The organism is Streptomyces sp. NPDC058457 (assembly GCF_042720695.1).
Lineage (GTDB): Bacteria > Actinomycetota > Actinomycetes > Streptomycetales > Streptomycetaceae > Streptomyces.
Genome location: NZ_JBHXLU010000005.1, coordinates 65423 through 77502, shown reverse-complemented (window position 1 = coordinate 77502; position 12080 = coordinate 65423). Strand labels below are relative to the sequence as shown.

The following is a 12080-nucleotide window of genomic DNA, read 5'->3' as shown; positions in this document are numbered from 1 at the left end:
TCAGAGAGCGATCCCTTTCCGGAAGCACACCCGGTCCTGCCCGGGACCGTCGTAGTCGGTGTGGACGGACACCCCGTCGACCTCCCTGTCCCCGCTCTCCACGGAGAACCCCATGGCACGGTGGAACGCGATGGACCCCGCGTTCCCCGGCGAGGTGATCGCACGGACCACCGTGCGGCCCTCCTCGGCGGCGCGTCGGGAGAACGCCGTGTAGAGGCGCCGGGCCACGCCCTGTCCACGCAACTCCGGGTCCACGCCCACGAAGTGGATGTACGCCTCGGTGTCGTTGTCGGCGGCGTGGAAGCCGATGAGGAAGGCACGGATCTCCGTGCCTTCCTCCAGGACCAGGCTGGTGCCGGCGAAGAACTGCAGGAACAGCCTGGGCAGCAGCAGGGACAGTTCGCGGGCCTGCTCGGGGGTGCGTGAGTCCCCCCACCACCGCTGTACACACCCGACGAGCGGGCGATGGTCGGAAACACTGGCCTGACGCAGTGCGGGCATTGCGGTCCTCCGGGTCGCCGTCCGCTACGAGGAGCGGATGTGCGTGCGGGCCTGCTCGATCCACCCCGACACGGCCTTGGCACCGCAGCTCTCGGCGACCGACCGGGCCTCGTCGAGGTGGCGGAACGCCGTCGACGGATCGCCGGTCTCGGCCGCGAGGTAGGCCAGCGCCACCAGGCCGGCCGCTTCTCCGGGCCGGAAACCGATCTCGCGGCGCAGCGCCACCGACTCGGCCAGCTGCCTGCGAGCCTGCTCGAAGTGGCCCGCGTCCTTGTCGGCGAAGCCCAGGTGGCGGATCGCATAGGACATCGTCATCCGGTCGTCGACGGATTTCGCCAGCGCGTACGACCGCTCGAAGTACGGCCTGCCGGTGGCGCCGTCGCCCTTGACCACCTGATGCCAGCAGCCGACCCAGAACAACGCGTCCGCCTCACCCGACGCGTCCCCCAGACGCGCGTACAACTCGGCCGCGCGCTCGAACAGCACCAGTTCCCGGCCGTTCTCCTCGCGGTCGTTCAGGAAGCGGACGTGCAGTACCTTGCCCCGCGCCATGGAGAGCGGCGCCTCGACCGCGTCCAGCACGTCGTCGGACCGGTCCAGCGCGGACACGTCCCCGCCGAACATCGCCGCTTCGAACAGCTCACCCGAACGTTCGATCCAGTCCTGCCCTGGCATACGTCAGCCCCTCCCCGTCGGACGATTGCAGCGCCGAGGCTATCTCCGCGCCGCCCGCGGAAGACGGGGATTTCCCAAGGGCGCGATGCCAAGGGCGGGAGAGTGGCTGATCTCGCACCAGACCGTCTTGCGGTCGGAATCCCGGTCCACGCCCCACCGGTCGCTCAGCGCGTCGAGGACGGCCAGGCCACGGCCCGACTCCTCCGTCTCCGAGGCGGGCAGCGGGGTGGGCAGTGTCCGCGGATCGGAGTCGGTCACCTCGATGCGGGTACGGCCGTGATCCCGCGTACCCATGACCCGGACGGTCACCGGTGTTCCCTCGCCCACGTGCTCGATGACGTTCGTCAGCAACTCCGTTGCGCACAGCCGGACATCGAAGGTGTGGTCGCGGAGCCGGCGGCGCAGCTCCGGTGCGGCCTTCGGGGCGGCCGTCAGATGGACTTCCAGGTACGTCATCGCTCCGCCGTCGCCGTCTTCCTGAGCGCGGTGGCGAGCGCTCGTGCCGTGGCCGTGTTGCAGTTCCCGAGCGTGACGAGTCCTGCGGGCGGGGCGTATGTGCCCGCGAAGCTCGGCAGGTCGACACGGAGGGACGGGAGCGTGATGCCGTGTTCGGCGAGGGCGGTGCGGAGGTCCTCGACGCAGAGGGTGACCTCGTAGGCCGTGGGGGAGGGATCGGGCATGGGGGAGTGCCGCCTTCTGTGCGATGTGTGACGAACCGATCACAGAATGTCTTCCTGCTCGCTACCGTGGAAGAGACTTCGCGTACGCGACGCGAACTGCGGAAACGGCCCCGAGAGTTACGGCGGTGAGCGCGTGGCCCGACGCAAGGACATCGACGGATCTTCGAGCGTCCCCGGCTTCTACGGCAAGGAGTTGCGGTGGAAGCGGGAGGCGGCCGGGCTGTCCCTGGAGAAGCTGGTCGAGGGCAGCTTCTACGGCAAGTCGCACCTCAGTGACATCGAGCGCGGTGAGCGCCGGATGCCCTTGGAACTGGCCCGGCACGTGGATCGGGTGCTGGGGACGGACGGGTACTTCGAGCGGCATTGCGAGGATGTGCGGAGGGCGAGGCGGGGCCCGCATGCCGCGTACTTCGAGAAGGTCCTGGAGGCGGAGAGGCACGCCGAGTCCATTGAGGAGTGGTGCCCCAGCACCTTCCCGGGGCTGCTCCAAACCGCGCCGTACGCGCGGGCGCTGGTCTGGTCGGCTCATCCGGCCGCCGTCGATGAGTGGGTGGAGGAGAAGGTGCGGGCCCGTCTCGCCCGCGCCCGGCTGTTCGACGAGGACCACTCCGTCCCGGAGTACTGGGCGATCCTGCATGAGTCGTTGCTAGTCGATGCGATCCTGCCTCCGCAGGAGATGGCCGAACAACTTGACCGGGTGGCGGAGTTGGCCGGGCGCCGCCGGATCGTTCCGCAGATCGTGTTGCGGAAGACCGGGGCGTATCCCCTGATGGCTGCATCCATCAAGGTCATGACGTTCCCCGAGGCGCCGCCACTGGTCTACACGGAGGCTTCCTACAGCGGGGACACCATCGACGATCCGGCCCTCGTGAAGCAGTACCGCAAGGCATACGATCGGCTCAGGGCCGTCGCACTGTCACCGGAGACGTCCCTGGCCATGATCGAGGCAGCGGCAGGGGAATACCGGAATGGCAAGCAGCCGGATCGACTTGAGTGACGCGCTCTGGTTCAAGAGCAGCTACAGCAACGGTGACGGCGGGGACTGCGTCGAGGTCGCCCACGGAGTGCCCCGCCTCGTCCCCGTCCGCGATTCCAAAACAGTCCCCCACGGTCCCACCCTCCTCCTCCCCGCCACCGCCTGGGCCCCCTTCGTGGCCTCCCTCAAGCAGGCGCAGCCCTAAGGGAGGCCGGGTCCGTTCCGTCAGGCCTGTTCCACGGCCACCCGGGACGGGCGGAAGGCCGTCCGGCCGTGCTGCACGGACTGCCAGGCGACGAGCAGGACGATCGCCGCTCCGGAGAGCAGCGCGGTGTTCGCGTTGCCCCAGCCGAGCCCCCGGTACTGGGCCCAGTCGGCGAAGGACGCGCCCACCGGGCGGGTGAAGACGTAGGCGAACCAGAACGTGCCGATCGCGACCGCCGGTGTGCGGAACATCCGGAAGACCGCTCCGGAGAGCAGGATGACGCCCGCGAAGGCGAAGCCGGCCTGCAGGTTGTCCATGCCGAGGGAGTCGGTGGCCCAGTCGCCGGCGGCGGTGCCGAGGGCGAAGGTGCAGACGACGGCGAGCCAGTAGAAGGCCTCGCGGCGACGGGTGGTGACGCTGTGGATGGACAGGGTCCGCTCGGTGCCGAACCAGGCCGCGAAGATGACGAGGAGCACCGCCGTGAACAGCCCCGTCGTCAGTGCCGTCGACCAGCCGGTGGCCTGGTGCAGGACATCCGCGCCGACGGTGCCGAAGACGCTGACCGCCACGACGTTGAGCCAGTAGGCCCACGGGAGGTACCGGCGGACGGAGAACTGGATGACGAGGGTGACCGCGAGGATTGCGGCGGACACCCCGAGCGGGACCAGTTGGTCGGTGGAGACACCCGCCTGACCCGGGCCGTGGCCGGGCCCGTGCGGGCCGCCCGCGCTGCGGAAGACGCCGGAGAACCAGTCGCCGCCCGCCTCACCGAAGCCGGTGGTGAGCAGCTTGGTCACCCAGAACAGCGCGGTGGCTTCCGGTACCTTGGCGAGCCCCCGCAGGGCTGTGGGCTGTGGATGCGAATTCATGCCGGTCACGTTTTCGGGACGCCGTCTGAGACCCCTCTGACCTGCATGTGATCCGCATGAGATCAAGGTAAGAGGGTGACTCATGCGGTGGGTGCGGCCGTGACCGCCTGATCGCAGCGCAAAGGGGCGTGAGGTCTGTGAAGACCCCACGCCCCTAGGCCGAGCCGCGCAGCGGATCAGTGCTTCCGGTGCGCCTTCGGCTGGTACGACTCCACGTAGCCGGCCGCCGGGGTGCCGACGCCGGTGACGTCGTCGTAGCCCTTGACCGCGGCCAGCGAGCTGTCCTTGCCGAGGCTGCGGACCGAGGTCAGCAGGCCGTTCGTGTCGTCGTAGCCGTTGGCGAAGTCGACGCGGGCGACCGCGAGGTCCTTGCCGGTCGGCTTGTCCGTGACGTCGTGGTAGACCTTCGTCCCGTACCTGGAGTAGATCAGCGGGTTGGCGAAACCGATCGCCTGGCCGCCGCGCGCCTCCTGGGCGAGGGCCTGGACCGCCGCGATGACCGGCGCGGCCAGCGAGGTGCCGCCGATGCGGTACTCGCTGTACGCCTCGGTGCCGTCCGACTGGGTCTGCGTCTGGCCGACCTTGAAACCGGTGTTGGGGTCGGCGATCGCGGAGATGTCCGGGACCACGCGGTTGCCGGTGGCGCTGTTGGCCTTCGCGAGGGAGTCCGGGACGACACCCTTCTGGTAGTACGGCTCGCCGACCGTCTTGCTGGTGCCGCCGCCCGCGCCCGAGGTGAACGCGCCGGGGAAGTTGGTCCAGCTCTTGCCGTCGGCCGACAGCGTGGCCTTCTCGGTGCCCCAGCCGGTCTCCCACAGGTACTTGTCGCCCTTGCCGACGGCGAGGGAGGTACCGCCGACCGCGGTCACCCAGGCGGAGTTGGCCGGGGTGTCGACCTGCTTCACCTTGGTGTTGGCGACCTCGTCGCCGTTGTCACCGGAGGAGAAGTAGAAGCCGATGCCCTGCACCGCGCCCAGCTGGAAGACCTGGTCGTAGGCGGCCTGGACGTCCGGGGTCTCGTTGCCCTCGATGTCGCCCCACGAGTTGGAGACGATGTCGGCGAGGTGGTTGTCGACGATCTTGCTGAGCGCGTCCAGCAGGTCGCTGTCCTGGCAGGACGCGGCGCCCACGTAGGTGACGTCGGCGTCCGGCGCGACCGCGTGCACGGCCTCGACGTCGAGGGTCTCCTCGCCGTACCAGCCGGAGGCGTCGCACTCGTCCTCGGCGGTGTTCGTGTAGTTCGAGGGCAGCACCTGGTGCAGCTGGCTCGTCTTCCACGAGGCGTCGCCGTGCGCCTTGGCGTAGGTGCCGGCGTCGTAGGCGATGGTCGGCGAGGCGAACGCGTCGGTGATCGCGACGCGCACGTGCTTGCCGGTGTACTGGCCGGCGCCGTAGGCGGCCCGCAGCTGCTTGCCGGTGTAGCCCTGGACGGCGTACGGGATCTTGGTGCCGTACGCGTCCGGCAGCGTGGTCGCGGTGTTCGAGCCGTAGTACGACGAGAACGGACCGGAGTTCTTGAACACGCCGGCCGGGGGCGGCAGCGTGTCGTCGTGGGTCGCCTTGTGCGGCGCGTTGTCCAGGCCGGTGACGGTCAGGACGGCGTCGCTGACGGCGGTCGGCACGCTCGCCGTCGTCGCCGGGGCGCGGTAGGTCTTCGAGCCCTTGGCGTAGTTGTGCAGCTGCGTACCGAACGCCTTCTCGGCGGCGGACACGTCGCCGGTGACGGCGACGTAGTGCTGCGTGACCTCGGTGACCGTCAGGCCGGCCGCGGTCAGCCAGGACTTGACGGCCTTCACCTGGGCCTTGGTGGCGCCGTAGCGGGCCTGCACCTGCTTGGCGCTGAGGTACTTGCCGTAGAGCGGCGAGCTGGGGTCGGACACCGCCTTCGCGTAGGCCGCGAGGCCCTTGGCGTCCTGGCCGGCCAGGTAGACCCGGGCCTTGACCGTGGCGCTGTTCGAAGTGGCGCCCTTGTCCGCCTTGGCCGTGGCCCAGGTGGGCTTGGTGCCCTTCAGGCTGTCACGGGCCGGGCTGTCCGCGGCGTGCGCCGCGGGTATGCCGAGCGCGAGCGCGCCGGCGATCATCGGCAGTGTCGCTGCCAAACTCACGCTGGCCCGCACCTTGGCACGGTTGGATCTCATACTGCCCCCTGCTATGCGGTTCGTCGCATGGAGTGGTCGGTCGTCCGTGATCACCAGGAGGCCAGCGGCGGAACGGCCCGTGAATGGATCACGCGATGGGGGTCACTCTTTCGGTGAACTGTTCATGCCAGGGGAATGGGAAACCCAAGGAAGTACCAAGTGGGCGTTGATTAGGGGCTTTTGGTCCACTTTCGACAGCGCGCAGAACATTACAGATCGGTTGCGATTGTTGTTGAAAGCTTGCGGTGCCGTTAAGTCGACAAGTCACCCGTCTTGTACGGCAGTTCGGCCGTGGCGGTTCAGCCGCGGCCGGTCGGTCGCGGCCGGTCAGTCGCGCGGCTTGGCGCCCCGCTCCTTCAGCATCTGCTTCATCGCCGTCAGCTCCGACTGCTGCGCGTCCACCATGCCCTGGGCGAGGCTCTTCTCCACCGCGACGGTGCACTTGGCCACGCACCCCTCGGCCATGTGGATGCCGCCCTTGTGGTGGTCCGTCATCAGCTGGAGGTAGAAGATCTCCGCCTGCCTGCCGTTCAGGGTCCCCAGCTTCTTCAGCTCGGTGTCGGTCGCCATGCCAGGCATCAGCGAACCGTCCCCGCGCTCGGGCATGTCGCCCATGCCCATCCAGGACATCGGCGGCTTCGCCGACACCTTCGGCAGGTCCCACAGGTCCAGCCAGCCCAGCAGCATGCCCCGCTGGTTGGCCTGCGTCTGCGCGATGTCGTAGGCGAGCCGCCGCACTTCCGTGTTCTTCGTGTGGTCGCGGACGATGTACGACATCTCCACGGCCTGCTGGTGGTGGACCGCCATGTCCCGCGCGAACCCCGCGTCCGCCCCGTCCGCGCTCGGAACGCTCAGCCCGCCGCCACCGCCGTCGCCGTCCTCGGCGACCGCGTAGGTGATCGCGCCGGCGGCGACGAGCGCCGCCGCCGCGGTCCCGGCGATCCAGCCGATGTGCCTCTTCACGTCACATCGTCCCGCCGGTGCAGGAGGCACCCGGCTCCGGGGTCTGCTTGCCCTGTACGTACGTCTCGAAGAACTTGCCGACCTTCGGGTCGTCCGCGCTCGTCACGCTCAGCTGGTGCCCCCAGGCCGACAGCTCGATCGGCGAGGTCTGGTTCGTGTACGGGCTCATCAGCGAGTACGGCGTCTGCTTCACCTTCGCCGCCAGCGTGTCCACGTCGGACTTCTTCGCCTTGCCGGTGTACGTCACCCAGACCGCGCCGTGCTCCAGGGCGTGCACGGCGTTCTCGTCCTTCACGGCCTTGGTGTAGACGTTGCCGTTGCAGTTGAGCCACACCGGGTTGTGGTTGCCGCCGACCGGCGGGTGCATCGGGTAGTCCACGGTCCCCGTCACGTGGGTGCGGGAGAGCTTGCCCGTCCAGGTCCGCACACCGTCACTGCCGGTCACGAAGTGCCCCGAGTCCCCGGAGCTGCCCTTCTTCCCGTCGCTCGCGGTGTCGCTCTTGCCCGACTGCGAGTTGACGAGCACCACTCCGCCGACCACCAGACCGGCGACGACCACGACGCTCGCGCCGATCACCAGGATCCGGTTGCGCCGATCGCGCGCCTGCTCGGCACGCCGCATCTCCTCTATGCGTGCCTTGCGCGCTGCGTTGTTGCTCTTCTTGGCGGTAGCCATGGGCCGTGTCCTTCTTGGGGGAAAGGGACGTGGAGGGTGGGGCTCGCTGATCGTAATGGGGGAGATGTGGCCGGTCGTAGGGAGGGCACAGGAAAGACCTGGAAAGACCCTCGATCCGACAGGAAACCGATAATTTGAATGACGGATGCGTATTACCTACGCTGGCCGGTATGCGGCTGCTGCGCTCCACCGATCTGGCTCTACGCCTCCTGATGCGGCTCGCGGTCGCGGGCGGGTCCAGCCCCACGACCCGTGAGGTCGCGGCGGACATGGACGTGCCGTACACGCACGCCGCGAAGGTGGTCGCCGAACTGCAGCACCTGGGGCTGGTCGACGCCCGGCGCGGCCGCGGCGGTGGACTCACGCTGACCGAGAAGGGCCGCACCTCCTCGGTGGGCGCACTGGTGCGCACCTTCGAGGGCGACGGCGACGTGGTGGACTGCGAGGGCGCGACGCCCTGCCCGCTGAACTCCGGCTGCCGCCTGCGGGGCGCCCTGCGCCGGGCCCAGGAGGCTTTCTTCGCGGCCCTGGACCCGGTGACGGTGGCGGACATCGTGGCGGAGCCGACGGGGGCCCTGCTGCTCGGTATTTCCAAGGGGCCGGGGTCGGTTCAGCGCCTGTAGCGCCCACGCGGCGGCTTGCCGACAACCAAGCGCGGGCCATGACTTGCCCTCCGTAAGTCCCGCTGTGTTCAAACATTCAACAAAGGGATCTCCGCGACCGACAAAGGGCTCTACCCGCATAGATGATCCCGGTGCTGTCATGCTCACGACCGCCCGGAATTCCTGCCGGGCACCGCTCCGGGAGATCCCCCATGCCCCGAATATCCCGCTCCCTGGTCACCGCCCTCTCCTCCCTCGCCCTCGCCGCCGCCGGCCTCACGGTCGCCGCCGGCACCGCACACGCGCAGAGCTGCAGCCAGGACTACCTCCCCCTCCCCGACCCCAGCTGCCAGCCCGGCGACTTCAACCCGGACGTCACCCAGTCCACCATCGACTCCACCATCTGCGTCTCCGGCTGGACCGCGACCGTCCGGCCCTCCAGTTCCTACACGACCGCGCTGAAGAAGAAGCAGATCGTCGAGTACGGCTACACGGACACCAGCACCTCGGACTACGAGGAGGACCACTTCGTCCCCCTCGAACTCGGCGGCGCCCCCAAGAGTGAGCTCAACCTCTGGCCCGAGCCGGAGTACGGCACCAAGACCGCCGCCAACAAGGACACCGTCGAGAACAAGCTCAAGAAGGCCGTCTGCGCGGGCACCGTCACCCTCGGCGACGCCCAGGACGCGATCGTCACGGACTGGACGACCGCGCTGTCGGACCTCGGCCTGAGCTGATCCCGTCCGCCCGGCGCGGGGGCCGGTCTCTCCCTCCGGGAGCGGCCGGCCCTCCCGGCAGCGGCCCGAGAAGCTCAAGCCGCCGCCAGCCACAGGTCGGGCCCGAAGACCTCGTAGTGGATGTCGGCCGGTGAGACACCCTTGGCGAGCAGCTGGGTGCGTACCGCGCGCATGAAGGGGAGCGGGCCGCACAGGTACGCGCGCGTGCCCGGCGCGGCTTCGATGCCGGCGAGATCCACCAGGCCGGTGTGGCTGCCCGGGCCGGCGTCCCGCTCGTAGAAGAAGCGCACGGCGCAGTCCGGCAGCTTCGCCGCGTACGCCTCCTGGTCGGCGCGCAGGGCGTGCTCGGCGGGGGAGCGGTCGCCGTGTACGACGGTCACCGGGGCGCGGTGGCCGTCGGCCGCGAGCGCGGCCAGCATCGCGACCATCGGGGTCACGCCGATACCGGCGGAGGCGAGCAGGAGGGGGCGGCCGGCGGTGTCGCCCAGGACGAGGTCGCCGTACGGTTCCGACAGTTCGAGGACGTCACCCTCGCGCACGCGCGCGTGCAGGTGGTTCGAGACCTCGCCGTCGGGCGTCGCGTCGTCGCCGTGCACGCGCTTGACGCTGAACTGGCGGACCGACTCGCCCGGCGCGCCGGAGAGGCTGTACTGGCGTATCTGGCGGGCGCCGTCGGGGAGCGTGACGCCCACGGAGACGTACTGCCCGGCCCGGAAACCGCGCACCGTCGCCCCGCCGTCCGCCGGCCGCACCCGGAAGGTCACCACGTCGGCGGTCTCCACGACCCGCTCGACGACCTCCCACGGCCGCAGCCCCCGCAGGCCCCCGCTCTCCTCGTACAGCCGCTTCTCGATCGCGACGAGCGCGTTCGCCATCAGCCAGTAGACCTCGTCCCAGGCGGCCGCGACCTCGGGGGTGACGGCCCCGCCGAGCACCTCGGCGATGGCGGCGAAGAGGTGCTCGTGGACGACCTCGTACTGCTCGGGCGTGACGCCCAGGGAGGCGTGCTTGTGGGCGATGCGGCTCAGCAGGGCGTCGGGTCGCTGGTCCGGGTGGTCCAGCAGGTGGGTGGCGAACGCGGCGACGGAGCCGGCCAGGGCCTGGCGCTGGGTGCCGGCGGCCTGGTTGCCGCGGTTGAAGAGGTCGCGCAGGAGGCCGGGGTGGGCGGCGAAGAGGCGGGCGTAGAAGCGCTCGGTGATCTCGCCGAGCGCCGCGCCGACGGCGGGCAGGGTGGCGCGGACGGTGGCGGCGGACGGCTCGGACAGCATCGGGGCTCCTGGTGGCTCTGCGTGGCCCGGCCTGGCTCGGCCGAACGGCTCGTTGTCCCGCACGCTATTAAAACTTGCATCTGAGATTCAAATTTAAGGCCCGTGGTGTCCGTCACCATGGGGTCCGTCGCCTGACCGGCGCCCGGGAAACCGAACCGGCCATTACGGATGTCGGCGCGAACAGGCAAGATGGGCGACAGGGCAGGACATCTGCCGTACGAGAGCCGTTCAGGCCGAGGTCGCCCGGGCGATCAAGGTGCGCAACGCGCATGAAATGCTGTTGTGGTGTGATGCTCAGGTGCCCGACCGCCTCCTGCGGGACAGGGAGACAGGCGGCCTGACCAGCAAGGATGGGGAAGCGGAAGATGGACAAGCAGCAGGAGTTCGTGCTCCGGACCTTGGAGGAGCGCGACATCCGGTTCGTACGCCTGTGGTTCACGGACGTGCTGGGCTTCCTCAAGTCCGTCGCCGTGGCCCCGGCCGAGCTTGAGCAGGCCTTCGACGAGGGCATCGGCTTCGACGGCTCCGCCATCGAGGGCTTCGCCCGGGTATACGAGTCCGACATGATCGCCAAGCCGGACCCGTCCACCTTCCAGGTCCTCCCGTGGCGCGCGGAGACCCCCGGCACGGCCCGCATGTTCTGCGACATCCTCATGCCGGACGGCTCCCCGTCCTTCGCGGACCCCCGGTACGTGCTGAAGCGCGCCCTGGCCCGCACCTCCGACCTGGGCTTCACCTTCTACACCCACCCGGAGATCGAGTTCTTCCTCCTGAAGGACCGCCCGCTGGACGGCTCTCGTCCCACCCCCGCCGACAACTCGGGCTACTTCGACCACACCCCGACCAACGTCGGCATGGACTTCCGCCGCCAGGCGATCACCATGCTGGAGTCGATGGGCATCTCGGTCGAGTTCTCCCACCACGAGGGCGCCCCCGGCCAGCAGGAGATCGACCTGCGCTACGCCGACGCGCTCTCCACGGCCGACAACATCATGACGTTCCGGCTGGTCATGAAGCAGGTGGCGCTGGAGCAGGGGGTGCAGGCGACCTTCATGCCGAAGCCCTTCTCCGAGCACCCCGGCTCCGGCATGCACACCCACCTCTCCCTCTTCGAGGGCGACCGCAACGCGTTCTACGAGTCGGGCGCCGAGTTCCAGCTCTCCAAGGTCGGCCGCTCCTTCATCGCGGGCCTGCTGAAGCACGCCGCCGAGATCGCGGCGGTCACCAACCAGTGGGTGAACTCCTACAAGCGCATCTGGGGCGGCTCCGAGCGCACGGCGGGCGCCGGCGGCGAGGCCCCGTCGTACATCTGCTGGGGCCACAACAACCGCAGCGCCCTGGTCCGCGTCCCGATGTACAAGCCCGGCAAGACGGGCTCGGCCCGCGTCGAGGTCCGCTCCATCGACTCCGGCGCCAACCCGTACCTGGCCTACGCCGTCCTCCTGGCCGCCGGCCTCAAGGGCATCGAGGAGGGCTACGAGCTCCCGCCGGGCGCCGAGGACGACGTCTGGGCCCTCTCCAACGCCGAGCGCCGCGCCATGGGCATCGAACCCCTCCCGCAGAACCTCGGCGAGGCCCTGACCCTCATGGAGAACAGCGACCTGGTCGCCGACACCCTCGGCGAACACGTCTTCGACTTCTTCCTGCGCAACAAGCGCCAGGAGTGGGAGGAGTACCGCTCCGAGGTCACCGCCTTCGAGCTGCGGAAGAACCTGCCGGTGCTGTAGGTCTGCCTGCTTGTCCCGCGGACGGGGTCGGTGCTCCTGGAGCGCCGACCCCGTCCGGCGTCG

14 protein-coding genes are annotated in these 12080 nt (G+C 69.5%); 5 read left to right on the top strand and 9 right to left on the bottom strand.

What is annotated here, in order from left to right; genetic code table 11:
• The 4 genes from ACFWPS_RS06320 to ACFWPS_RS06305 are packed head-to-tail and all read right to left on the bottom strand — an operon-like array spanning position 1 to position 1856.
• Positions 1 to 501 carry a GNAT family N-acetyltransferase gene (locus tag ACFWPS_RS06320; protein WP_383701631.1) on the bottom strand — a complete coding sequence of 167 codons (501 nt, stop codon included), beginning with the start codon at positions 499 to 501 and terminating at the stop codon, positions 1 to 3.
• Positions 502 to 525: 24 nt separating this feature from the next.
• On the bottom strand, positions 526 to 1176 hold the full coding sequence (locus ACFWPS_RS06315) for a tetratricopeptide repeat protein (RefSeq protein WP_383701629.1): 651 nt from the start codon (positions 1174 to 1176) through the stop codon (positions 526 to 528).
• Between the two features lie 39 nt (positions 1177 to 1215).
• The gene (locus tag ACFWPS_RS06310; RefSeq protein ID WP_383701627.1) at positions 1216 to 1632 is read right to left on the bottom strand and encodes an ATP-binding protein; all 417 of its coding nucleotides are present in this window, start codon (positions 1630 to 1632) and stop codon (positions 1216 to 1218) included.
• A complete protein-coding gene (locus ACFWPS_RS06305; protein ID WP_383701625.1) occupies positions 1629 to 1856 on the bottom strand; it encodes a hypothetical protein in 228 nt (75 codons plus the stop codon). The genes ACFWPS_RS06310 and ACFWPS_RS06305 overlap by 4 nt, the downstream gene beginning before the upstream one ends.
• 133 nt (positions 1857 to 1989) lie before the next feature.
• Here ACFWPS_RS06305 and ACFWPS_RS06300 point away from each other — a divergent pair, with 133 nt between their 5' ends.
• On the top strand, positions 1990 to 2853 hold the full coding sequence (locus tag ACFWPS_RS06300) for a helix-turn-helix domain-containing protein (RefSeq protein WP_383701623.1): 864 nt from the start codon (positions 1990 to 1992) through the stop codon (positions 2851 to 2853).
• On the top strand, positions 2825 to 3037 hold the full coding sequence (locus ACFWPS_RS06295; RefSeq protein WP_383701621.1) for a DUF397 domain-containing protein: 213 nt from the start codon (positions 2825 to 2827) through the stop codon (positions 3035 to 3037). Before ACFWPS_RS06300 ends, ACFWPS_RS06295 begins: the two co-directional genes overlap by 29 nt.
• Positions 3038 to 3057: 20 nt before the next feature.
• Here ACFWPS_RS06295 and ACFWPS_RS06290 read toward each other — a convergent pair whose 3' ends face one another.
• From ACFWPS_RS06290 to ACFWPS_RS06275, 4 genes are all read right to left on the bottom strand, one after another.
• Positions 3058 to 3906 carry a hypothetical protein gene (locus tag ACFWPS_RS06290; protein ID WP_383701619.1) on the bottom strand — a complete coding sequence of 283 codons (849 nt, stop codon included), beginning with the start codon at positions 3904 to 3906 and terminating at the stop codon, positions 3058 to 3060.
• Positions 3907 to 4082: 176 nt separating this feature from the next.
• On the bottom strand, positions 4083 to 6044 hold the full coding sequence (locus ACFWPS_RS06285; protein ID WP_383701617.1) for a protease pro-enzyme activation domain-containing protein: 1962 nt from the start codon (positions 6042 to 6044) through the stop codon (positions 4083 to 4085).
• 327 nt (positions 6045 to 6371) lie between these two features.
• Positions 6372 to 7007, bottom strand: coding sequence for a DUF305 domain-containing protein (locus tag ACFWPS_RS06280; protein ID WP_383701615.1), 636 nt, complete (start codon positions 7005 to 7007; stop codon positions 6372 to 6374).
• A gap of 1 nt (position 7008) precedes the next feature.
• Complete coding sequence (locus tag ACFWPS_RS06275; protein WP_383701613.1) at positions 7009 to 7683, bottom strand: DUF3105 domain-containing protein; 675 nt, start codon at positions 7681 to 7683, stop codon at positions 7009 to 7011.
• 170 nt (positions 7684 to 7853) lie between these two features.
• Between ACFWPS_RS06275 and ACFWPS_RS06270 the strand changes: the two genes are divergently transcribed.
• Together ACFWPS_RS06270 and ACFWPS_RS06265 are read left to right on the top strand one after the other, a co-directional pair.
• Complete coding sequence (locus ACFWPS_RS06270) at positions 7854 to 8306, top strand: Rrf2 family transcriptional regulator (protein WP_383701611.1); 453 nt, start codon at positions 7854 to 7856, stop codon at positions 8304 to 8306.
• A 191-nt stretch (positions 8307 to 8497) separates the two neighbouring features.
• Complete coding sequence (locus ACFWPS_RS06265) at positions 8498 to 9022, top strand: hypothetical protein (RefSeq protein WP_383701609.1); 525 nt, start codon at positions 8498 to 8500, stop codon at positions 9020 to 9022.
• A 74-nt stretch (positions 9023 to 9096) separates the two neighbouring features.
• Here ACFWPS_RS06265 and ACFWPS_RS06260 read toward each other — a convergent pair whose 3' ends face one another.
• Positions 9097 to 10290: a globin domain-containing protein gene (locus ACFWPS_RS06260; protein ID WP_383701607.1), complete on the bottom strand. Its 1194-nt coding sequence runs from the start codon at positions 10288 to 10290 to the stop codon at positions 9097 to 9099.
• A gap of 365 nt (positions 10291 to 10655) precedes the next feature.
• Between ACFWPS_RS06260 and glnA the strand changes: the two genes are divergently transcribed.
• Positions 10656 to 12017 (top strand): type I glutamate--ammonia ligase, encoded by a 1362-nt coding sequence (gene glnA, locus ACFWPS_RS06255; RefSeq protein ID WP_089101251.1) that lies wholly within the window; start codon positions 10656 to 10658, stop codon positions 12015 to 12017.
• Positions 12018 to 12080 lie beyond the last annotated feature (63 nt).

Excerpts from the sequence above, each read along its gene's own strand:
- ACFWPS_RS06320 (WP_383701631.1), bottom strand. The coding sequence starts at position 501 with ATGCCCGCACTGCGTCAGGCCAGTGTTTCCGACCATCGCCCGCTCGTC.
- ACFWPS_RS06315 (WP_383701629.1), bottom strand. The coding sequence starts at position 1,176 with ATGCCAGGGCAGGACTGGATCGAACGTTCGGGTGAGCTGTTCGAAGCG.
- ACFWPS_RS06310 (WP_383701627.1), bottom strand. The coding sequence starts at position 1,632 with ATGACGTACCTGGAAGTCCATCTGACGGCCGCCCCGAAGGCCGCACCG.
- ACFWPS_RS06305 (WP_383701625.1), bottom strand. The coding sequence starts at position 1,856 with ATGCCCGATCCCTCCCCCACGGCCTACGAGGTCACCCTCTGCGTCGAG.
- ACFWPS_RS06295 (WP_383701621.1), top strand. The coding sequence starts at position 2,825 with ATGGCAAGCAGCCGGATCGACTTGAGTGACGCGCTCTGGTTCAAGAGC.
- ACFWPS_RS06290 (WP_383701619.1), bottom strand. The coding sequence starts at position 3,906 with ATGAATTCGCATCCACAGCCCACAGCCCTGCGGGGGCTCGCCAAGGTA.
- ACFWPS_RS06285 (WP_383701617.1), bottom strand. The coding sequence starts at position 6,044 with ATGAGATCCAACCGTGCCAAGGTGCGGGCCAGCGTGAGTTTGGCAGCG.
- ACFWPS_RS06275 (WP_383701613.1), bottom strand. The coding sequence starts at position 7,683 with ATGGCTACCGCCAAGAAGAGCAACAACGCAGCGCGCAAGGCACGCATA.
- ACFWPS_RS06270 (WP_383701611.1), top strand. The coding sequence starts at position 7,854 with ATGCGGCTGCTGCGCTCCACCGATCTGGCTCTACGCCTCCTGATGCGG.
- ACFWPS_RS06265 (WP_383701609.1), top strand. The coding sequence starts at position 8,498 with ATGCCCCGAATATCCCGCTCCCTGGTCACCGCCCTCTCCTCCCTCGCC.
- ACFWPS_RS06260 (WP_383701607.1), bottom strand. The coding sequence starts at position 10,290 with ATGCTGTCCGAGCCGTCCGCCGCCACCGTCCGCGCCACCCTGCCCGCC.
- glnA (WP_089101251.1), top strand. The coding sequence starts at position 10,656 with ATGGACAAGCAGCAGGAGTTCGTGCTCCGGACCTTGGAGGAGCGCGAC.